We start from the raw sequence: 21,602 nt of genomic DNA on the forward strand, positions 1-21,602 counted from the left end.
ATGGTAATTACTCACCGGACTATATCTTGAGGAGGAAGGGTATGAAGGAGAAGAATTCAGTTTGGAAAAAGAGGCTGATGAACAGCACTCTAGCTGTGGCGGTGGCCGTACCACTTCAGCTGTTCACGTTCGGAGCCGGTTCGGCGGTATTCGCAGAAGGACCAAACGATCCTGCGCCGTACATTGAGGCCAAAGTCGTCAATGAGCATGCAGGCCAGAAGATCCTGTTCGACAACACCCATGAGCAGACTGCGGGAGCAGCCGATTGGGTGATTGACGGCGCTTTTTCAGACTTTGGGAATGCCCTTGCCCAGGAAGGCTATTATGTCAAAGAACTCCGCAAGACGACTCCAATTACTTTGAGTGATCTTTCCGATTATGATGTCTACATCGTCGCCGAATCCAACGTGCCCTACAAAGCAAGCGAGCAGCTTGCGATGGCGGAATATGTGGAGGATGGCGGCAGTATTTTCTTCATCGGCGACCATTATAACGCCGACCGCAACAAAAACCGCTGGGATGGTTCAGAAGCTTTCAACGGCTACCGCCGTGGAGCGTGGGACAATCCAGCCAAAGGCATGAATGCCGATGAGGTCGCTTCTTCAGCCATGCAGGGTGTGGTTAGCTCTGACTGGCTGGCGGACGAGTTCGGTGTCCGTTTCCGCTACAATGCGCTTGGCGACATTAACGCAACCAACGTCGTGGCTCCCGATCAAGCCTTCGGCATTACAACGGGCGTATCAGCGGTAGCTATGCATGCCGGTTCCACGCTGGCCATTCTAGACCCAGCCCGTGCGAAAGGTATCGTCTACCTGCCGCAAACCAATGCTGCCTGGGCCAATGCCGTAGACCAGGGGGTCTATAACGGCGGCGGTGTGGCAGAAGGTCCCTATGTGGCAGTTGCTAAAAAAGGCGCCGGCAAGGCAGCCTTCATCGGTGACTCATCTCCTGTAGAGGATGCAACACCGAAATACCTGCGCGAAGATACCGGCGCCAAGAAAACAACTTACGATGGCTTCAAGGAAGTGGACGATGCCACACTGCTGGTTAACACCGTGAACTGGCTCGCCGAGCAGGAGAGCTATACGGATTTCACCCAGGTGAATGGCCTGACGCTAGATCAGCCGACAACACTGCTGCCATTCGAGGAGCCGGCGCTGTCCACTGAGCCGCAGCCGGAGCCTTGGGCTCAACCTAATGCTGGCTACAAATGGTATGATCGCAGCACCTTCAAAGCAGGCTCCTACGGCGGACCGGCAGCCACTGCAAGTGCGGTTTATAACTTCACGCACCAGGCTGTGCTGCCAAATGCACAGAATTTTCAGATTCGGGTGAGTGCAGATAATCTTCCTGCAGGCACAAGCGTATCCGGCTTCCAGGTAGGTGTCTACCAGGTAAGCAGCGGCGCCCAAATCGCCAAGATTCAGAACAGCGACGGTACCTGGCCAAGCAGCTACGGCTATAGCTCCTCATTCAATCTGACAGCTGATCTGAACGGTCATGCCTATAAGGATCTGACGATCCAGATCAAGCCGGGCACCACAGCTGCATCCAATCTGCGCCTTCGCCAGAACAGTACAAACCTCAAGACTGAATCGGTGACGCTGGGCAATGTTCCTGCTGAACCGCTTCCGGCTGAGGAAGATCCCATTCCGGCTACAATCTCTATCAGCGACTCCCGGGCTAAGGCAGCCGGATCACTGGTAACGGTGGAGGGGACCGTGACGACTGAGCCGGGTATCTTCGGCGGACAGTCCTTCTATCTCCAAGATGGAACCGGTGGGGTTTATGTCTTTCAGAGTCAGAGCGGCTTCCACGTGGGCGATAAGGTCAAGGTAACAGCATCCACCGCATTGTACAACACAGAGCAGGAGCTGACAGAAGCAGTGCAAATTGCGAAGACGGGCACGGCGACACTGCCGCAGCCGATTGCAGCGAGCATGGTGAATGATGCCAACCAAGGCCAATTGGTTCAACTGAACGGTGTGACCGTGGCGAACATTATCAACGCTACGCCAAGCGGCTCCTTTGAATTCGACGCCGTCAATGCCGACGGGACAAGCAATCATGTGCGCGTGGATGCCCGGACAGGCATTACTAAGGATATCTTCCCTTATACAGAGGGACAGAAACTTAATATTACAGGTGTTGCCGCAATTTTTAAAGGCATCTACCAGCTCAAGCCGAGAAGCCTCGATGACTTCGCCGCAGCAGCAGAAGAGGGGACTCCGGTAACAACGGCGACGCTTTCTGCCGAGCCTAATGATTCCGGCTGGTTTAACCAGCCGGTCACCGTTACCCTGAAGGCGAATACAGATACAGCTAATGTTTATTACTCGCTGAACGGCAACAAGGAAGCTGAGTACAGTACACCTGTGGACCTGAAGGAAGATGGGCGGCATACATTGACATACCATGCTGTGCCGGCAAAAGGCAAAGTGGAAGATCTAAAGACGCTGAACCTTAATATTGATACGGCTCCACCGGTTGCCGAACTGAAAGAATCCGGTCATGAGGTGAGAGATGTAGAAGAAGGAGCACAGCTTTACTTTGAATTGACTGCTGACGATGTATTGTCAGGTGTCACCTCGAAACAGCTTCTATTAGATGGAAGACCGATTGCCGAAGGCCAGACCCTGAGCGCCGCCGATTTAGGCGCCGGCCCCCACACCGTGAAATACATCGTGCATGACGCAGCCGGCAATACGACTGAAAAGAGCAATACGTTCCAGGTTATTGGCGGCCAGGTGATTGCGACTGGTAAGCCAGGACAAGCTGTGCTATCCTCCAACAGCAGCTATGCTAATGGACTTAGTGATGGTAACTATACAGTCACCATGAACCTATGGTGGGGTAATAACGGCACGAGTTACAAACTCTATGAGAACGGCACACTGATTGATTCCAAGACACTGAAAGATGTATCGCCGGCTGCCCAGACGGCAAGTACAGAGCTTCATGGTAAGGTGAACGGCACTTATGTTTACACTGCGGAGTTAATCAACAAATATGGCACGACCAAGAGCGATCCGCTTACGGTCACCATAAGTGACTCCGCGCCGGGCAAGCCGATACTATCCGAAGATAACTGGGACGGAGATGGCACCTATAAGGTGTCGATGAATCTGTGGTGGGGGACTAACGCTACAGAATACCGCCTGTATGAGAACGGGGAGCTCATCGACTCGCAGCCGCTGAATGCCCATACGCCTTCGGCACAAAGTGCAGCAACCACTATCAGCGGACGCACTGCCGGTGTGTACGAATATCGGGCGGAGCTGGTCAACGCGGCGGGAGTGACTGCCAGTGATACGATCAAGGTAACGGTCATCCGCTAAACAGACTGACAGTAACAATAAAAGTAAAAAACGAAGAGCGCCGGATTCCAGGCCGCTCTTCGTTTTTTACTTTACCATTAGTTCAATTGTGCCTCGCAAAAAGCCCTGGTTCGCACCAGGGCTGCAAATCATGTGGATTATAGGCCGCTATCATCGGTAGTTTCGTAACCATAGTCGAAGGTCTCGATAGTACCATCATCATATTGAAGTGTGAGCTGGTCAATAATAATCGTATGTATTGTATTCTGATATGTAAAATCACTGAAAATAAATAAAGTATCATTGGGCTCAACCGGCCCCACATATTTAAGTGAAAAGCTGCTCTTGCCGTTCAGCTGATCATTGGAAGGATCGCCTACTGGATTAAACGTGCTGATGTGGGCTGTGTAATAATTGATCCTTTTTCCAGTTAAGTTGTCAGCTTCCCAAGTAAGCTTAACAGCATCGGCAGAGTTCGTACTATACTTGAATTCTAATGGCGCACCAATCCCTTGCCCGGATGGGGTATCTGCTACTGACAGATCTTCAGAGTCATCACCAACGGGTCCAGTATCATCGTCCGAAGGCATATCTTCCAAGACAACGGCTTCCGGGGAAGGTGAAGGTGAAGATTCAGTAGGATTTGATTCAATAGGATTGGATCCAGTAGTGTTGGATTCAGCAGCAATAGCAGCTTTATCTACGGTACTAGGCGGTATTTCTTCGATAACGGGATTACTTGCCACAGTCTGCCCATTCAAGCGTGTTTCAACGCTAGGGGCCACGTAAATCCCTAAAAGAAAAGCTATCATGATGGATAAAACATAGATGAGGACTAGATTGAACCGACTCAAATACACACTTCCTTTATTGTTATTTTTAATATGAACCTACTTATAATGACATGATTCCTAAGGATTTGACAATATTATTGTGAAAAATAGTTGCGACTGTGCAGAGACCAAATGTTTAAAGATCAACTCATTTAATAGGGGTTGATTTTTTTATGTCCTACATAAAATAAATCAATTTAAGACTATTAATTTAAATAGATTATGCTATAATCGTAATTATTACGATTAAGATTTTGGAGTTGAATGCCATCAATCGATACTTGTTGCAACGCTTATTGCAGCTCATCCCCGTGCTGCTCGGCATCTCTTGCATTACCTTTGCGCTGATGCATTTAACACCAGGTGATCCAGCGGAGATCATGCTGCGTGCTGACGGCATCAAACCTACGCAGGAAGCTATTGAGGCGACCAGACATACACTTGGTCTGGATGGTCCTGTACATAAGCAATATTTTCACTGGTTGAACCGGGTATCCCATCTCGATTTTGGCTTATCTTACAGCAGCGGTCGTCCAGTGTTCACAGAGCTGATGAGTCGTTTTCCGGCAACTTTACTGCTCAGTGCCTGTTCCGTATTGTCCGCTATTCTTATTGCCCTGCCGATAGGAGTGGGGTCTGCATTATATCCAGGTAGAATGCTTGATCGACTGGGAAGAGTATGTGCAATGCTCAGTGTTTCAATGCCAGGATACTGGCTAAGTCTGCTTCTGATTTATTATGGTGCGGTGAAGTTTAAGCTATTTCCTGTGATGGGAATGGATGAGGTATCCAGTGTCATTCTACCTGCCCTCACACTAGGATTTGGTATGGCAGGAGTCTACATCCGCTTGATTCGTTCCAGTCTCCTAGACGTTTTGGGCAAGCGTTACATCACAGCAGCTAGAGCTAAGGGGCTGCAGGAATGGAGAATAATCATTCGGCATGCACTTCGTAATGCGCTTCTTCCGAGTCTTACCCTCCTTGGGGTTAACATAGCGGGGCTATTAGGCGGTTCCGTTATTGTTGAAACTATATTTTCTTGGCCGGGAATTGGTAAGTATGCCATTGAGGCGATTTTTGCGAAAGACTATATTGTCATTCAGGGTTACGTATTATGGATGGCTGTTGTCGTTGTCCTGATTAACTTGACAGTGGATTTATTACATCTGCTGCTGGATCCGCGAATCAGGCTGCGGTGACGATTTAGAAGGAGCGGATTGTCATATTTCGTATTAGCTTATTTAAGAATAAGGGAGCAAGGTTAGGAGCGGGCATAGTACTTTTGTTCATATCCGTTGGACTCTTTGCCCCATGGCTTTCACCTTCCGATCCGCTGCAGATTCACATGGAACTCAAACTGGCTACACCTTCCTGGCAATACCCGCTCGGTACGGATCATCTGGGACGTTGTGTCTTATCCCGATTAATCTATGGGACCCGAACCTCCCTGAATGATTCGTTTATGGTGTTGATCGTTGTTTTTGCGATTAGCATCCCTGTTGGTTTACTGGCTGGTTACGCTGGCGGCAAGATCGATCATTTGATTATGCGGATCATAGATATATTGCTTGCCTTTCCCAGCTTAATCCTATCCCTTGCTATTACAGCCATGCTAGGTCCCAGTATGAAGAATCTGCTAATCGCATTTGCTGCTGTCTGGTGGACGGGGTATGCCAGAGTGATACGCAGTATGGTCCTTCAAATCAAGGAAAGTGAATATATTACAGCGGCCAAAGCGTCAGGCACTTCTCATTTACAAATTATTTTCAGGCATATTCTGCTGAACGCAGCCCGGCCTATTCTGGTTCTTGCTTCTATGGAAGTGGGTACGATTATGCTCTCCATTGCGGGTTTGTCCTTTCTGGGTTTGGGAGCTCAGCCGCCTACACCGGAATGGGGAGTAATGCTGAACGACAGCCGTGCCTATATTCAAACGGAGCCGCGGTTGATGCTATTTCCGGGAATGATGATCATGCTGGCGGTTCTGGGCTTTAATCTGTTGGGAGAAGGCTTGCGACAACCAGAGCGTGCTTTCAATTCTGTAGTAAAGTGGGGGGCCAGAATATGATGGCAGAGTCTCCACTGCTGAAGGTCAGTCATTTACGCACCTGCTTTCACACAGGCAGTTATAAAGTTACAGCGGTTGATGATGTCAGTATCGAGGTGAAATCCCGGCAGATTGTCGCACTTGTAGGTGAGAGCGGCAGCGGTAAAAGTGTTACGGCAATGTCCATATTAGGATTAGTAGATTCTCCAGGCATAGTTGAGAGTGGAGAAATCTGGCTTAAGGGTAACAATCTTCGTGAGTGCTCCAGCCGTCAGTTACAGAAACTTCGGGGAACAGAAATGGCTGTTATCTTTCAAGATCCTATGAACGCGCTGAATCCGGTACTTACTATTGGCAGGCAGATCATGGAGACGATTAAACTGCACAAGCGTATATCGGGAAAAGAAGCAAAGCTGCTTGCCATGAGGCAGATGGAGCAAGCAGGGCTCAGCGAGCCTAAATTGCTTTTCAATAAATATCCTTTTCAAATTAGCGGTGGTATGTGTCAAAGAGTAATGATCGCCATCGCCCTGGTATCCGGAGCACAATTGCTAATTGCAGATGAGCCTACAACGGCATTGGATGTAACCATTCAAGCCCAGATTCTTAAAGAGCTGGACCGAATCAGATGGACGAACAATGTCGGCATTCTATTAATTACCCATGATCTTGGCGTTGTTGCGGAGCTTGCAGATTATGTATATGTGATGAAGTCCGGGAAGATTGTGGAATCAGGCAATGTGTTTGAACTCTTTTCTAATCCCGTGCATCCCTATACTAAATATTTAATTGAGTGCAGATAACAACGGTAATATTACATTTTTTAGGGACGTGGTGATCTTGAAGATATTGGAAGCGGTAAGCCTGAACAAGAAATATGGGATGGAAAGGGGGTGGTTCACACGTAATGTCAGAAGTGTTCATGCCGTCAACAACCTGTCTCTCAGTCTGGAGAGCGGTGAGACCCTTGGTTTAGTGGGGGAAAGTGGCTGTGGTAAGAGCACTTTGGCCAGACTTCTGCTGGGACTGGAGAAACCATCCTCCGGAAGAGTTATGTACCGGAACGAGGATTATACGGATTGGACCTTTAGCGAAATGCGCATGATCCGCAGGAAGATGCAGATGGTGTTTCAGAACAGTCTGGCTTCATTTAATCCGTTGTTTACGGTAGAGCAGATTATCGGGGAGCCTCTTCAGAACTACGGAGAGAGGAAGGCTGGAGCCCGCAGGGCCACGGTAGCAGACACACTTGAGCTTGTGGGACTTGAACGGCAGCATATTCACCGCTATCCGCATGAACTCAGCGGCGGACAGCAGCAAAGGGTCGGAATTGCGCGCGCAATCGCCTTGCGGCCGGAGCTGATTATCTGCGATGAACCTTTCTCAAGTCTCGATGTCACCCTGCGAAAGCAAATGATGGATCTGCTGCAGGAGTTGAAGCATGAGCTGGGATTATCCTATGTATTCATTACACATGACTTGTCAGTTGTAAATCGTTTTTGCGACAGTGTGGCTGTGATGTGTCAAGGGGAAATTGTAGAGAAGCAATCGGGTGCAACCATGTTGCAGCAAGCAAACCACCCTTATACAAAAACATTGCTCTCCTCGGTACCTGTGCAGGACCCCCGCTTAAGAAAGAAGAGACTGGGAGAAGAGTGGCAACCCAGCCATTCCTATGATGTTAAGTAGAGAAAGGATGTACCAAGAATGAGAACGAACCCTAAGACAAAAAACCTATTATCAAAATCGTTATTCTTTATGCTTCTTGTAATAGTTGTGTTGATATCAGGTTGCAGCAACAGTAATAACAGCAATTCTACGGCTAGAGCCAATAATACCGCCAATAATGAAGCTGCACAAGGATCTGAAGCTCAGGACAAGACAGTCACTGTTGCTATATCGTCTGATGCCGGTATAGACCGATTGGATGCCGGTGCCTATGATGGTTCGATGAATGTGCACGCGATGATATATGAGGGGTTAGTGGAGTATGGTGAAAAAGGCGAAATACTGCCGTCGCTTGCGGAGTCTTGGGATATTTCAGAAGATGGGAAAGTATATACGTTCCATCTTCGCCATGACGTCAAATTCTCTGACGGTACGGAGTTTAATGCCGACGCAGTTAAATTCTCCTTCGAACGCTGGATTAAGGATCCAGCCAATTCGTTAAATGTAGCAACTGCGATGCAATCCCTTGTTGTTGTGGACGAACATACGATCACAATGACATTCAACAAAGCGTATTATCCCTTCTTAACCGAGTTATCCTTTGCAAGACCGGTCCGAATTATCAGCCCTTCCGCTGTGGAACCCGCAGGAGATATTACGGGTAAATTCATCAAAGCGATTGGAACTGGCGCATGGATGGCAGAGAGCTACAAAACAGATCAGGAAGCCATACTCGTCAGAAATCCGAATTATTGGGGAGAAATGCCGAAGCTGTCGAAAATTATTTTGAAGGTAATCCCAGATCCACAGTCCAGAGTACTAGCGCTGCAAGCTGGAGACATTGACATTGCCGGGGGACAAATGGGAAAGATTCCAGTCGAAAGCGTGCCAGTGATTGAAGCGGATTCTTCACTAACTTTGCAAAAAGCACAAGGAACAAACTCTCATTTCATGATCTTTAACTACAAAACGCCCGCACTTCAAGATCTGAATGTGCGCAAAGCTATCAATTTGGCAATTAATAAAAAAAGCATTGTCGAAGATCTTATGGACGGTATCGGCAGTGAAGCTCAAGGCCTGTTCCCGCTGACAGTTCCTTATGTGACGGAGTCCAATAATACTTGGTACGGCTTCAATCCGCTGGAAGCGAAGCAACTACTAGCAGCTGCCGGTTACACGGATTCGGACGGAGATGGAATTGTACAGAAGGACGGAGCCCAGCTTGAGCTTAATTTCGTGCTGCAGCAGGCTGAATATCCCGAATGGAAGTCCATCAGTGAACTGGTTCAGTCTGAGTTAAAGGAGATTGGCATTAGAGTGAATCTTCAGGTTCTTGAGCCGAATGCTTATTATGATGCCTTATGGACAAGCAAAGCTTATGATCTAATCATGTACCGGACTTATGATGATGCTTATAATCCGCATGCATTCTTGCTGTCCCTATTTCATAAAACAGCTGACGCATCTGCTGTCGTATGGTCTGATCCTGGACTAGAATCACTGATTGACACAGCAGTAGGAACAACCGATATTCAGGAACGTCAGACCGCATATGACTCCATTTTCTCCAAATTGTATCAGGAGGCTATGTTTGCAGCTATTTATTTCCCTGACGATATCTTAGCAGTAAATAATAGAGTGACTGGATTTAAACCGGGGTACTCCACCTTTATGCCGGTCTTCTGGAATCTACTCGACATAGGAGAAAAATGATGTTAAAAGAGATTTCGAAATACTGGACATCAAGCTCGGAGAGTTATGACAAAGTCATACAGACTCAATTCCGCAGCAAAAAAACCATAAACCTCTGGAAACAACTGCTTATTAAAGGGTTGGGAACAACTACCCAGCAAAAGGTGCTGGATGTGGGAACAGGGCCTGGCTTTTTCTCCATACTCTTATCACAGATGGGTCATCTGCCTACAGCGGTGGATACCTCTCAGGGAATGATCGATAGAGCTTCACGAAATTTTGAGAGTTATGGATATAAAGTTCCAGCTTATGTCGCTGATGCTGCCGATTTGCATATGGAGCTAGAGAATAGCTTTGAGGCAGTGGTCTGCAGGGATGTAGTATGGACGCTTCCTGATCCACAGAGGGCTTATGCTGAATGGTATCGGATTCTAAAACCGGGCGGGACCCTGATTATTTTTGACGGCAACTATTTGTATAAAGAGAGCAAGACTGTATTCCATAGATTTTGGTATGCCTTGTCCTGGACACTGATTCTACTCACAGAACAAAGAATCCGCCAGCGAAGCAGTCAAGATAAAAGCCTGCTAAGCGAGTTGCCATATGTTAATGTATTACGGCCTGAAGCTGACGAGACAGCGCTGAAACAGGCCGGGTTCCGAACCATAGATGTTCACCGGAACTTTATCCCTGCCCGTGCGATGCCGCTAGATTATTTGAAATACGGTTACCAGAATGTAAACCGGTTCATGATACTTGCCAAGAAGGAGTGAATGATAAATGGGTTTCCTGGCTTCTTCTCTGTGATTCTTTCGAGTGCCGGGCATCTGGTTACTGCGATCGATTGTACCGACAATATGCTGGAAGAAGCACGTGCCCACTCCATTCGGGAAGGTGTAACCGTTACTTTCCGCAAGATGGATTCGCACAAGCTTGACTTTGCTGCGGAGAGCTTCGATCTAATCGTGTGCCGCAATGTCACCTGGAGCCTTACCGATCCCCGCAGTCAGCCTACAAAGAGTGGAGAAGTGTACTTAAGCCTGGGGGACGGCTGCTGGTTTTTGATGCCAACTGGAATCGCCATCTCTGGGACGAAGAGATGCAGCAAAAGCGAGTAGAGGATCAGCAAACCTATGTAGATAAGGGCTTTGGTGAACTCCCGCATCATAAGGACATAGAGGAGACAGACCGTCTGAGTCTTGTATTGCCGCTGACCAGAGAATGGCGTCCCGAGTGGGATATACGGACTCTCAAAAAAGAAGGCTTCGCTAATATTTTTGCTGAAGAGAATTTGAACGCAAAAATTCTGGATGAGAAACAGCAAGTCTTAAACCGGTCAACACCGATATTCATGATTTGTGCTGAGAAATAATAGAATAGTGAGAACCTACACATATTAAATGAAGTATACAATAAAAAGTAGCGATCTCTAATGAGAAACGCTGCTTTTTGAGTAAAGGACAAGAACATTATTTCATTTCCGATTTGATGTTAATCTAAAACTTCTTTTTTTGTCTTGTTCATATTCCGTTCATATTGTCGTCACGAAGAGTACATCTTGGTTGATTACACTTTGAATATGTCGTCAAGGCGGCACTTCAGATACAGGGACAAGGAAGGGAAGAGATGAACGTGGCAAATAAGGTAGAAATAAAAACAACAGGGACTAAGAGCCACAAGAAACGGAACCTATGGTTAAAAATAATCGGAGGTATTGTAGGGGCGCTCGTGCTGTTCATGGGCATCGTTTTTATCGTTGATGCAATCAGCGACGGGGTAGAGAAAAAGAAAATCGAATCGTATGGCCAGTATGTCAATGTGGATGGGAAAAAGATGAATGTGCTTATTCAAGGCAGTGGAGAACAAACTGTTGTACTCCTACCGGGACAAGGAACCCCGACGCCTGCACTTGATTTCAAATTGCTGATCGATGAAATTACCCCTAATTATAAAGTCGTGGTGGTCGAGCCTTTCGGTTATGGTTTGAGCGATGAAACCGAGAAGGAGAGAACGACTGAGAATATAGTAAGTGAGGTTCACGAAGCATTGCAGCAACTGGGTTTAGACCGTTACATTCTAATGGGACATTCCATCGCGGGACTTTACGGAGCGACCTATGTGAACACATATCCGGATGAAGTTCTTGCTTTTGTCGGCATCGATAGCAGCGTTCCCAATCAACCCGGAATGGATGTCAAATTACCTTTGAACGCCATGAAATTTCTTCAAAAATCAGGTCTAATGAGATTGGTCCAAAAAGTGAGCGGAGATCCCTATGAATCGCTTGCGTTCGATGAGCATACCAAAGAACAGATGCGTTTGATTTCGAATCAAGTCGCGACCAATCCAACGTTGATGAATGAACTGGGCCACCTCGGTTCCAATTTCAAAAATGGAGAAAAAATCACAATGCCAAATGACTTGCCGCTGCTTCTCTTCGTTCAATCAAATAACGAGCACAATAAACAGTGGATTCCGCTGCATGAGGAGCAAGTCAAACAATCCGCACAGGGCAAAATGATCCCAATGGAAGGTTCACATTATCTGCATCATACAAAATACAAAGAAATCGACGAGGCATTCAAAGAGTACATGAAACAAATTCAAATTCAATAGTAGGGTTGATAATTAAACTGCGGAGCCGAACTTGGTTCCGTGGTTTCTTTGTTTTTTCATTTATAAACACGATTTTTAAACCTTATTCCTGGGACATTGGAGTATGGTATACCTCAAGACAAATTTTGGTCATTTCGTCTATGGATTTTGCAAAGTCTGATTGTATCCATTTAAGGAGAACATTATAGAGGGCCCCCGCTTTAAAGTATATTCGGTACACATTCTCGTCGCTTTTGTCATGAGCAGTAGAAAGCATCATTTCATTCAAGCAATCCAGAATTACATGATCAAACTTTGCACTCTGAAGTGCTTTGTAGATGTTCCGCTGCTGAAAAATAACTTCAAAAAGCACTTTGATAAATTTTTGAGGTTCTTTAGCTTTGCCTGTTAATTCATTGGTGTAAGGTAAGAGTTTTTGATTAATTTCAAAAATAAGCGAATCGACCAAATCCACCAGGATCTCTTGCTTGGAGGAATAGTTGTTGTAATAGGCTGTTCGAGAAACCCCTGCGCGCTTCACAATATCGGTGATGGTGATTTTGTCAAAAGGCTGTTCCTGGATCAAGAAGACTAATGCCGTACAGATGGCTTCTCTTGTCAAACGGTTGGTTTCTTTATTGGAACGATGCTGAGAGGTATTTGGACTGTATAATTCATGATTTGAGATGACATTTCCCCTCCGTTTGTACATTCTGATGTTCGTTTCATTGTTTTTCATGAGTCTTTTCAATATGCTAAAACCATAAGGCATTACAAATGTAATGTCAAAATAATCGTTAGTTAAAATGGGAGGGCGTCATGTTAGAAATCTTATATAGACGATTGTCAGCAGTGCTGCTTTTGATCCTAGCACTAAGTGCTACGGTATTCATTGGCGAAGAAACGGTAATCTCAATCGTGACCATCATCTTTTTATTAGCAGAATTAGGCATCTCTTTTTTACTATTAAAGAAGCGTGAGAAGTTACATGTAGTATTTATTAGTGCGATGGTGGCAGAAGGGTTATTCTTACTAACAAGAAATTTTTGGCTGCTTGCGCTTTCTATCCTCTTGCTGATCATAGCGGGCATATGGAGAGGACTCTTGGGGCAAAAGGTAAGCAGAAGAGTTACTCCGTTTCTAGTGGTTCGTAAAGTGTTATTCAGCATTGCTGCACTTATCGTTACTGCACTTTGGGGTATTGGAGTCTATGCAAAACCTATTACAACACCTGTAGCATTAGCTGCTGATACGACAGTGACGATCGATGAACGCAATTTGGATTCTGCAGCAGTGATGCTCAAAGATATTGAAGTAATGAATTCTTTTGGAAGCCGTACAACCGGCTCTGAGGGTCACAATCAGTTTATTGCTTGGCTGGAGCAGCAGGTATCTGATATGGGGCTGCAAGTTTATCGTGATCGCTATACTTTTGACCGATGGGAAGAAAAGAACAGTACTTTAATGATTGATCAGCAGGAAATTCATGTCTCTTCAGCTTTTCCCTATTCCGGGGAAACTGACGAAAAAGGTGTAACTGGGGAGCTGGTGTATACGAAGCGTGGTGAATATGGCCAGGCCAGCGGAAAAATTGCTGTCATTGAAATTGAGAATTTCAGAAATTTTCCAAGTGGGATCGTTATGAATATGCGGGATTCATCACCAATGGACAACCAAATTGCCCCAAATGAAGGCGATCTGGTCCTCACTACAGCATTAAAAGAAGCTAAATTGGAGCAAGCGAAGGAAATGGGCGTAAAAGCTGTTGTTTTAGTCTGGAAAGGGGTATCTGACGATAAGGTTGAAGAGCAATATGTGCCTTTTACCACCGATTATGCTGGAATCCCTGCGATTTGGGTTAATGAAACGGAAGGGAAAAAGGTGATCAGCGCAGCTCAGGAGCATAAAGAAGGTACGGTTATTTTAGAAGCGGAAATACAAAAAGATGCCCCAACAGAATCCTTTTATGTGAAAATTGACGGTAAGAATAAAGACGAAGCAATTATCGTAAATACTCATACGGATGGGATAAATGTGGTGGAGGAGAATGGCGCTGTGGGCATGCTGTCTATGATTCGTTACTTACAGCAGGAGCAGCCGGAACGTACGATGATATTTGCTTTTGTGACAGGGCATTTTAGATTACCGGAGTTCAAAGGTTCCTCTCAGGCAACTTCCACCTGGATGGAGGGGCATCGAGAGCTGTGGGATGGCAAGAATGGCCATTTAAAAGCTGTAGCTGGAATTACGGTTGAGCATTTAGGCAGCATGGAGTGGAAGGACGATGATACGGGTCATTATGGTCCAACTGGACAAATAAGTACAGAATATACCTATGCAGGCAATGAAATGATGGCAGGCATTTGGCTGAAGGCTATTGAAAAGACAGATAGCACACGTACTGTATTATTGCGTGGACATAACAAGTTTGAGTTTGGAGAGAGTCAGCCCTTATTTGAAGCAGGGATACCGGTGATTGGTTTCATTCCAATGCCCGACTATCTGCTCGTGGATAGTGACAACAGAGAGATGGACAAATTTGATGCAAAGCTAATGCATACGCAAATTGTATCGTTGCTGAAAGCGGTCAAGCTAGTGGACGGAACGGAGACGACTAAGCTTGGGAAATCAGATGGGTATTCTTTTTTCTACGGTCGTACTAAATGATAGTAGCAGTTCAAGATTTGTCATGACAAAGATGAAATTAGCTTTAATTCAAAAAACACTGATGATTTGAGTCAGTGTTTTTTGTTGCAAAAAAGGGGATATATTACGGCTCAAAATGAGAAAATATCGTTTTTTTGCTAGCATCGAAGTAGGAGGGAACTTGTGACATCACATATGCACTAATCAATCAATAGCTCCTTCGGGTACTTTTTGTGTTATTCACTGAGTTGTCAGAAAGATTTGACCCTTTCTTGAACGTTTAGGGATTAAGAGATATCTGTGATTGAATTACTTGCAATTTAAGATAAGATGATTTTAATCATTAGGTCACATTATAATTTTGACTGTTCAGTATCAGGTAAATCGGGCTCGCCAACTCTTGCTTTGTGAATTTTTTCTCTTTTTACATAGCAAAGAACGATGAACGTCATACTAAAACGAACAGGCAACGATGTCGCTGAACCTTGCTAAACCTGATATTGAATGCAGCCAACAGTTAGCAGGCCTAATCATAGAAAAATGAACAGTGTTTTGAAGGGAGCATTAAAGAATGGCAATTGATACGGTGCTATGGAGCAGGCTGGTGACAGGCTTGACTCTCGGGTTCCACGTTATTTTTGCGACGATTGGCGTCGGTATACCGCTAATGATCGCTATAGCAGAGTTTATCGGGATTCGGAAGAAGGACCCCCATTATACACTTATGGCAAAGCGGTGGTCTCGAGGATTTGTCATTTCTGTGGCGGTTGGTGTCGTGACCGGTACAGCGATTTCACTACAGCTGGCCCTGGTATGGCCGAATTTTATGAAACTGGCTGGGAATGTCATTGCACTTCCGTTATTCATGGAGGTGTTCGCATTCTTTTTTGAAGCTATCTTCTTGGGCATTTATTTGTATACGTGGGATCGCTTCAAAAATCCGTATATCCATTGGCTGCTGACGATTCCGATTGTCGCCGGGGCAGGCATGTCTGCCGTTTTTATTACGACGGTGAACGGATTCATGAACCAGCCTGAGGGCTTTGTCATGGAAGCAGGCCAATTCACAGCGATTAACCCGGTGCAAGCGATGCTGAATACGGCGACGTTCTCCAAAGTGTTCCATGTATTAAGCTCGGCCTATTTGACTGGAGCTGCCTTGTTAGCCGGGATTGCAGCCTTCGCGATGCTGAGAAAAGGTGTGTCCGCATACCACAAAAAATCTTTAAATCTAATGATGGCGGTCGTTTTACTATTCGGTTTGCTGAACACGTTAGCCGGTGATGTGTCCGCCAAGTTTTTGGCCGAGCATCAGCCAGAGAAGCTTGCAGCGGCAGAGTGGCATTTTGAGACGAGCAGCAGTGTGGATTTGGTACTATTGGGATGGCTAAATGCAGAGCATGAAGTTCTAGGGGCTCTTCATCTGCCGAAGCTGCTCAGCTTCCTGGCCTTTGGAGACTTTAATGCAGAGGTGACGGGGCTCGAGGAATTCCCCAAGGAAGAATGGCCACCGCTTCTCGTTCATTATCTGTTTGATTTAATGGTCGGAATTGGATTTACTCTGCTCGCGATTTCGTTTCTATATTTTCTGTTTGTGTTCTGGAAAAAGCGTAATGAGCTTAACAAGTGGATGCTTCGCATCATCACACTGAGCGCCCCTCTCGCTTTTCTGGCTGTTGAGCTGGGCTGGTTTTATGCAGAGGTTGGCCGACAGCCGTGGATTATCCGTGGATATATGCGTGTTGAGGAGGCGGCCACGTCTTCACCGAATGTAAGAATTATATTCTTCGCCTTATTGCTCTTGTACATCGTACTCGGCAGTATGTGTGTAATCGTGCTAAGACGCTTGTTCAACAATAATCCGGCAGAAGCTGAGATGGAGAAATGGATGAAGGATCATCCTAATCAATCTGCGGAAAAGGGGGGCACTGAATGATGAGTTACGAATTGATTGGCATCTCGGTGCTCTGGCTGTTTTTGTACGGCTATTTAATTATAGCTTCCATTGATTTCGGAGCGGGCTTCTTCGCCTTTTATGCACGTTTAACGAAGCAGGATCATCTCATTAATCGTCTGATTTCCCAATATTTATCACCCGTATGGGAGATTACAAATGTATTTTTTATCTTTTTCTATATTGGCATCGTCGGATTTTTTCCGGACACAGCCTATTATTATGGCTCCGCGTTACTTGTTCCGGGAAGCATTGCAGTGATTCTTCTTGCGATTCGCGGTTCATTCTATGCTTTTGAAAATTACGGTTCCAAGAAAAACATAGTATATCTTTTTTTGTACGGAGCTACAGGTTTGCTTATTCCAGCATCGTTGTCAGTGGCGCTAACTTTGTCTGAAGGCGGCTTTATCGTGAAGCAGGGGGAGACGGTTTCTCTGGATTACTGGGCGCTGTTTACCAATCCGTTATCGTGGAGTATCGTTGGACTGGCAATCGTGTCCGTTTTGTTCATTAGCGGCTCATTTCTGACATTTTACGCTTCTCGGGCGGAGGATCATTCCGCGTTGAAGCTGATGCGCAACTACGCCCTGTTTTGGAGCACACCGACGATAATCCTCGCACTGACAGCATTTATCTATTTGGGTCAACACAATGAGCGCCATTTTCAAAATATGATGGATTTATGGTGGTTGCTGGCACTTTCCGTTGCTTTCTTTATGATCGCGATGTGGCTGTTATATAACGGACGCCGTTACGGATTAGCTTTTATATGCGTCATGTTGCAGTTTTTCTGTGCCTTTTTCGCTTATGGGATTGGGCAATACCCTTATATTCTTGATCCGTATATCACGATTCAGAGCAGTGCAACTTCACCGGCAATGGGTTTAGCGTTAGTAATTGTGTTTATCGGCGGTCTATGCCTGTTGATCCCATCCCTTATTCTGGTCTTCAAACTCTTCCTGTTTGATGCGGATTATGTAAAAGGGAAAAAATAAAGCTGTTTAATCCATTACGGCATGTTTGAGGTTTCCCTACAAGCCTATAGATAAGGGAGGTGTGATCTGTGAAGAGGAAATCCAGTCTGATTTCTCAACAAATGTCTTCACAAAGGAAAAACAGGGCTCTCCTCGCAATCATTTCGCTCGCGCTCGGTATAGCTATTGTGAGTCAGGCTGGACTGCTTGCTGAAGCAGTCCAACGGATTTTTGTCGAGAAAGCTTCATTTTCATCGGTTATCCTGTTGCTCGGCATACTTCTAACTGTTATGGCTCTACGCACACTGTTGTCTTATGGAAACGGTATAGTTGGCTTACATATGGCTGCCACTGCTAAGACAAATATGCGCGCTGCCGTGCTGCAAAACTTGACTCATGCCTCCATGCCTTCAACCCTTCGTGGACAGACGGGAGGAAAGGTCAGTATTGCTCTGGATGCTGTGGATGAGGCCGATAGTTATTTCAGTCAATACATGCCGCGTATGATGGAAGCAGCTATCATCCCGGTTCTGATTTTGGTCGTTACATTTATCCAACATGCCAACACAGGTTTCATTCTATTGTTTACTGCTCCGTTCATCCCGCTGTTCATGATTTTGGTAGGGCTGAAAACGAAGAACAAGTCCGAAGAAAAATACGCGCAACTGGCTGAGTTTTCAGGGACGTTTCTAGACTCTCTTCAAGGACTGGTGACATTGAAAATATTTGGACGGGCTCACCGTCAGCAACAGGAGATTGAGCGTAGTAGCTTGGGTTATCGTGATGCCACAATGGGCATTTTGAAGATTGCGTTTACGAATACCTTCATGCTGGAATCGATCGTGATGCTAAGCATTGGCATTGTCGCTCTTGAACTGGCCATCCAGTTGCTCGTTTTCAAATCTATGACGTTCCACACCGCCTTTCTCGTTTTGCTGCTCGTTCCCGAGTTTTACAACCTGTTAAAGAATACGGGAACGGCCTTTCACAGCGGCCGGACAAGTATGGGTGCGGTTCGTAAGGTAGAACAGATGCTTGAGGAAACGTCAGGGGGGAGCAGGGACGCTAATGGCATTGAAGGAGCATTAACAACCGATGGAATCGACGAGATCGACAGCATGGATAAGGTCGGTGATAGGACCGACAAAATAAGCAAATTGGAACTCGCCCATTCTGGAGACCTTTTAATACCGCCGTCCATCGTAATTGACCAACTCCGGTTTCAGTATGCTCCAGATTCTTTCGAGCTTAAGACGGGGCGGATCCAGCTTAGTCCAGGAGAACACATTGCCATTGTTGGCAAAAGCGGTTCCGGCAAAACGACTTTGCTACATCTCATTGCCGGTCTGCTGAAACCAGAATCGGGAACGCTTCTGGTGAATGGAAGTCCACTCTCGCAATACGATGAAACCGAATGGTTCGAACATGTTAGCTACATTACACAGCATCCGTATATTTTTGCAGGCACATTTTCTGAAAATATTGCGATTGGTGCTCGTAGGAGCATCTCCAGAGCAGAAATTGAGCGGTCGGGGGAAGAAGCAGGACTCGCTGCGCTTACAGCCCAATTAGAGCATGGATTTGATACCTTTGTTGGTGAAGGAGGCCGGGGACTGTCTGGTGGGGAAAAGCAACGGCTTGCCTTAGCACGCGCTTTTTTGAAGCGTCCTGCTATCATTTTGTTTGATGAACCCACAGTTGGACTTGATTTGCACACCGAGCGGGTACTGCAACGCTCCATAGCCAAACTGGCAAAAACGGCTACAATGATTACGGTAGCTCACCGATTATATACGATTCAACAAGCCGACAAGATTTTGTTTATGGACAATGGAGTGTTGGTGGACTCGGGACGACATGACGAGCTTCTGGAGCGCCTGCCTCAGTATGCCGAGATGATTGATGTAGAGCGGAAAGGGGGGATATCCTCATGAATGAACTGGCTGTTCTGTCAAAGGCGATGATTCAGGAGCGCAAGGATATCATTCTTTCGATTTTGGGTGGATTTATCGCCGGCATAGCCGGTGTGGCACTCTTTTCTGCGAGCGGATATCTGATTTCGCAAACGGTATTTGCGCCACCGCTTTATACTTTAATTGTACTCACCTCCATGGTCAAACTGCTGGGTCTGCTTCGGGCGGCGAGTCGTTATGGAGAACGCTTGTATTCTCACCGGGCGACATTCTCCATGCTTAGCCGTTTACGTACATCCTTTTTTGCCAAGCTTATTCCTTTAACGCCTGGTATATTGAACAAAAATCGAAGCGGGGATCTGCTTGCGCGGATCGTTGGGGATGTGGAAAGTTTGCAAAATTATTTTTTGCGAGTCGCTTATCCTCCGATCATGGTCGTCATGGTGTTTTTGGCTACGGTGCTGTTTACTTCTACCTTTTCGATCTGGATTGCCGTTTTGTTTGTAATAGGTATGCTGGTAACGGCATTCGTTGTACCGGGAATTGTGTTACTCGGGCAGCGGAGAATACATGGACGCGTTCGTGAGCAGAGGGCGCAGCTGTCCACGGAAGTTACCGAAGTGTTGTACGGTTTCCGGGATTTAAAAGTATATGGTCAATTGGCACAGCGGGAGGAACATCTCCAGCATGCTTCCACTGTATTGGCAGCTGAGCAGCAACGAGCAGCCGGGCAACTGCTGCGCGGGCAATCGATGCACACTTTTGTTACGTTTTTCGTTTCCTGGGGAGTGCTTACGCTTGGCGCCTATTTAATTATGGAAGGAGCGCTTGCAGGCGTATTTCTTGCCATGCTGGTTATGGCATCACAAACCGTATTTGAAGAAGCGGCGGCTATGGCCACATTACCCGCGTATAAAGAGGATAGCGAACACGCAGCCAAACGACTGACGGAAACAGTTCAGACCTTTGATGAGCAGTCTTCGCAGCCAAGTGGCACATTGTCTGTTGATCATGCCGTTACGATGGAGCTATCCGATGTTACGTTTCAATATGAAGGGGAGTGGAGACCGGCGCTCAGGGATGTATCCCTGCACATTTTACCTGGTTCCAAAACGGCGATTGTCGGGCCGAGTGGATCAGGAAAATCAACGATTATCGAATTGCTGCTCAAGCTGCGAACACCAACGGCCGGTGATATACGGTTAAACGGCATTTCGGTGAAGGAACTGGATGAAACGAGCATTTGGCAAACGGCTACTGTAGTGTTTCAGCAAAGTCATTTCTTCCGGGGAACGATCCGGGACAACCTGCTGCTGAATGGAGAAGAACATGCAGACGAACAATTGTTGGATGTGCTAGCAAAAATGCAGCTGCCCGATACATCGTTGACCGATATGGTGTATGAAAAAGGGGAGAATCTGTCAGACGGCGAGAAGCAGAGGTTGGCTCTGGCGCGAGCGATGCTCCGCAAAGGACGGGTATGGCTTCTGGACGAACCCACTTCATCGCTGGATTATGTGACAGAGCATCATGTTTTGAAGCATCTCTACGCACAGGCGGCTAATGATACGCTTCTCCTGATTTGTCATCGGCTAACCGGATTGGAAGAGATGGACCAGATTGTGGTCATGGACCAAGGCAGGGTAGTCGAAACGGGGTCCTATTCGGAGTTGATGGGGCAAAAAGGCTATTTTTATGAGATGAAACAAATCGAACAGCAAATGATCGGAGAAGTTGGAGTGTAAAAAAAGCAAGAGCTCCTCTGAGCATTCGATCAATCTTACCAAGCAACAGGCTAAAGAATAACTTCCGGTGTAATATCGGGAGCAGTTCTTTAGCCTGTTTTGCGATTCTCGCCTAGACTATAATCCACGTTTGTCTTAAACGATGAGCAGTTCTTCAAAAACTGGTAATAAAAATCGCTTCAGAGAAAAACGCTAAACCGGCTCAAATTGTATTAGCA

At 46.3% G+C, this 21,602-nt stretch carries 17 protein-coding genes; 15 read left to right on the forward strand and 2 right to left on the reverse strand.

Features of this window, described 5'->3' with window-relative positions:
* Nucleotides 1-41 precede the first annotated feature (41 nt).
* Nucleotides 42-3,338 (forward strand): chitinase N-terminal domain-containing protein, encoded by a 3,297-nt coding sequence (locus tag NST58_RS16850; protein WP_339243576.1) that lies wholly within the window; start codon nt 42-44, stop codon nt 3,336-3,338.
* A gap of 137 nt (nt 3,339-3,475) precedes the next feature.
* On the opposite strand, the gene NST58_RS16855 is transcribed toward NST58_RS16850, so the two are convergent.
* A complete protein-coding gene (locus tag NST58_RS16855) occupies nt 3,476-4,171 on the reverse strand; it encodes a hypothetical protein (RefSeq protein WP_076184911.1) in 696 nt (231 codons plus the stop codon).
* A 239-nt stretch (nt 4,172-4,410) separates the two neighbouring features.
* Between NST58_RS16855 and nikB the strand changes: the two genes are divergently transcribed.
* From nikB to NST58_RS16900, 9 genes are all read left to right on the forward strand, one after another.
* Nucleotides 4,411-5,349 carry a nickel ABC transporter permease gene (gene nikB, locus NST58_RS16860; RefSeq protein ID WP_254857073.1) on the forward strand — a complete coding sequence of 313 codons (939 nt, stop codon included), beginning with the start codon at nt 4,411-4,413 and terminating at the stop codon, nt 5,347-5,349.
* Nucleotides 5,350-5,381: 32 nt separating this feature from the next.
* Nucleotides 5,382-6,218 (forward strand): nickel transporter permease, encoded by an 837-nt coding sequence (gene nikC, locus NST58_RS16865; protein WP_139329895.1) that lies wholly within the window; start codon nt 5,382-5,384, stop codon nt 6,216-6,218.
* The gene (locus NST58_RS16870) at nt 6,215-7,000 is read left to right on the forward strand and encodes an ABC transporter ATP-binding protein (RefSeq protein ID WP_076302952.1); all 786 of its coding nucleotides are present in this window, start codon (nt 6,215-6,217) and stop codon (nt 6,998-7,000) included. The genes nikC and NST58_RS16870 overlap by 4 nt, the downstream gene beginning before the upstream one ends.
* A gap of 37 nt (nt 7,001-7,037) precedes the next feature.
* Nucleotides 7,038-7,886 carry an ATP-binding cassette domain-containing protein gene (locus tag NST58_RS16875; RefSeq protein ID WP_076302953.1) on the forward strand — a complete coding sequence of 283 codons (849 nt, stop codon included), beginning with the start codon at nt 7,038-7,040 and terminating at the stop codon, nt 7,884-7,886.
* Between the two features lie 18 nt (nt 7,887-7,904).
* The gene (locus tag NST58_RS16880; RefSeq protein ID WP_076302954.1) at nt 7,905-9,578 is read left to right on the forward strand and encodes a nickel ABC transporter substrate-binding protein; all 1,674 of its coding nucleotides are present in this window, start codon (nt 7,905-7,907) and stop codon (nt 9,576-9,578) included.
* A complete protein-coding gene (locus NST58_RS16885; RefSeq protein ID WP_076302955.1) occupies nt 9,578-10,330 on the forward strand; it encodes a class I SAM-dependent methyltransferase in 753 nt (250 codons plus the stop codon). Before NST58_RS16880 ends, NST58_RS16885 begins: the two co-directional genes overlap by 1 nt.
* Complete coding sequence (locus NST58_RS16890; RefSeq protein WP_076302956.1) at nt 10,331-10,675, forward strand: class I SAM-dependent methyltransferase; 345 nt, start codon at nt 10,331-10,333, stop codon at nt 10,673-10,675. It begins immediately after the preceding gene.
* Nucleotides 10,657-10,929, forward strand: coding sequence for a hypothetical protein (locus NST58_RS16895; RefSeq protein ID WP_076302957.1), 273 nt, complete (start codon nt 10,657-10,659; stop codon nt 10,927-10,929). The genes NST58_RS16890 and NST58_RS16895 overlap by 19 nt, the downstream gene beginning before the upstream one ends.
* A 254-nt stretch (nt 10,930-11,183) precedes the next feature.
* Nucleotides 11,184-12,173: an alpha/beta hydrolase gene (locus NST58_RS16900; RefSeq protein WP_339243580.1), complete on the forward strand. Its 990-nt coding sequence runs from the start codon at nt 11,184-11,186 to the stop codon at nt 12,171-12,173.
* 82 nt (nt 12,174-12,255) lie between these two features.
* On the opposite strand, the gene NST58_RS16905 is transcribed toward NST58_RS16900, so the two are convergent.
* Complete coding sequence (locus tag NST58_RS16905) at nt 12,256-12,891, reverse strand: TetR/AcrR family transcriptional regulator (RefSeq protein ID WP_217696907.1); 636 nt, start codon at nt 12,889-12,891, stop codon at nt 12,256-12,258.
* Between the two features lie 80 nt (nt 12,892-12,971).
* Here NST58_RS16905 and NST58_RS16910 point away from each other — a divergent pair, with 80 nt between their 5' ends.
* From NST58_RS16910 to cydC, 5 genes are all read left to right on the forward strand, one after another.
* Nucleotides 12,972-14,819 carry a hypothetical protein gene (locus NST58_RS16910; protein ID WP_076184905.1) on the forward strand — a complete coding sequence of 616 codons (1,848 nt, stop codon included), beginning with the start codon at nt 12,972-12,974 and terminating at the stop codon, nt 14,817-14,819.
* A gap of 550 nt (nt 14,820-15,369) precedes the next feature.
* Entirely contained in the window at nt 15,370-16,734 is a 1,365-nt protein-coding gene (locus NST58_RS16915; RefSeq protein ID WP_076184904.1) for a cytochrome ubiquinol oxidase subunit I, read from the forward strand.
* On the forward strand, nt 16,731-17,747 hold the full coding sequence (locus tag NST58_RS16920; protein ID WP_076184903.1) for a cytochrome d ubiquinol oxidase subunit II: 1,017 nt from the start codon (nt 16,731-16,733) through the stop codon (nt 17,745-17,747). Before NST58_RS16915 ends, NST58_RS16920 begins: the two co-directional genes overlap by 4 nt.
* A gap of 68 nt (nt 17,748-17,815) precedes the next feature.
* Nucleotides 17,816-19,660 (forward strand): thiol reductant ABC exporter subunit CydD, encoded by a 1,845-nt coding sequence (cydD, locus tag NST58_RS16925; protein WP_339243583.1) that lies wholly within the window; start codon nt 17,816-17,818, stop codon nt 19,658-19,660.
* Nucleotides 19,657-21,384 carry a thiol reductant ABC exporter subunit CydC gene (gene cydC, locus NST58_RS16930; RefSeq protein WP_076184901.1) on the forward strand — a complete coding sequence of 576 codons (1,728 nt, stop codon included), beginning with the start codon at nt 19,657-19,659 and terminating at the stop codon, nt 21,382-21,384. Before cydD ends, cydC begins: the two co-directional genes overlap by 4 nt.
* Nucleotides 21,385-21,602 lie beyond the last annotated feature (218 nt).

The sequence above is a fragment of the Paenibacillus sp. FSL R10-2796 genome, assembly GCF_037965315.1.
Classification (GTDB): Bacteria; Bacillota; Bacilli; order Paenibacillales; family Paenibacillaceae; genus Paenibacillus_AQ; species Paenibacillus_AQ odorifer.

What these genes read in the sequence shown, in the direction of transcription:
- NST58_RS16850 (WP_339243576.1), top strand. Translation starts at nt 42, where the DNA reads ATGAAGGAGAAGAATTCAGTTTGGAAAAAGAGGCTGATGAACAGCACT.
- NST58_RS16870 (WP_076302952.1), top strand. Translation starts at nt 6,215, where the DNA reads ATGATGGCAGAGTCTCCACTGCTGAAGGTCAGTCATTTACGCACCTGC.
- NST58_RS16880 (WP_076302954.1), top strand. Translation starts at nt 7,905, where the DNA reads ATGAGAACGAACCCTAAGACAAAAAACCTATTATCAAAATCGTTATTC.
- NST58_RS16885 (WP_076302955.1), top strand. Translation starts at nt 9,578, where the DNA reads ATGTTAAAAGAGATTTCGAAATACTGGACATCAAGCTCGGAGAGTTAT.
- NST58_RS16890 (WP_076302956.1), top strand. Translation starts at nt 10,331, where the DNA reads ATGATAAATGGGTTTCCTGGCTTCTTCTCTGTGATTCTTTCGAGTGCC.
- NST58_RS16895 (WP_076302957.1), top strand. Translation starts at nt 10,657, where the DNA reads ATGCAGCAAAAGCGAGTAGAGGATCAGCAAACCTATGTAGATAAGGGC.
- NST58_RS16900 (WP_339243580.1), top strand. Translation starts at nt 11,184, where the DNA reads ATGAACGTGGCAAATAAGGTAGAAATAAAAACAACAGGGACTAAGAGC.
- NST58_RS16905 (WP_217696907.1), bottom strand. Translation starts at nt 12,891, where the DNA reads ATGAAAAACAATGAAACGAACATCAGAATGTACAAACGGAGGGGAAAT.
- NST58_RS16910 (WP_076184905.1), top strand. Translation starts at nt 12,972, where the DNA reads ATGTTAGAAATCTTATATAGACGATTGTCAGCAGTGCTGCTTTTGATC.
- NST58_RS16915 (WP_076184904.1), top strand. Translation starts at nt 15,370, where the DNA reads ATGGCAATTGATACGGTGCTATGGAGCAGGCTGGTGACAGGCTTGACT.
- NST58_RS16920 (WP_076184903.1), top strand. Translation starts at nt 16,731, where the DNA reads ATGATGAGTTACGAATTGATTGGCATCTCGGTGCTCTGGCTGTTTTTG.
- cydC (WP_076184901.1), top strand. Translation starts at nt 19,657, where the DNA reads ATGAATGAACTGGCTGTTCTGTCAAAGGCGATGATTCAGGAGCGCAAG.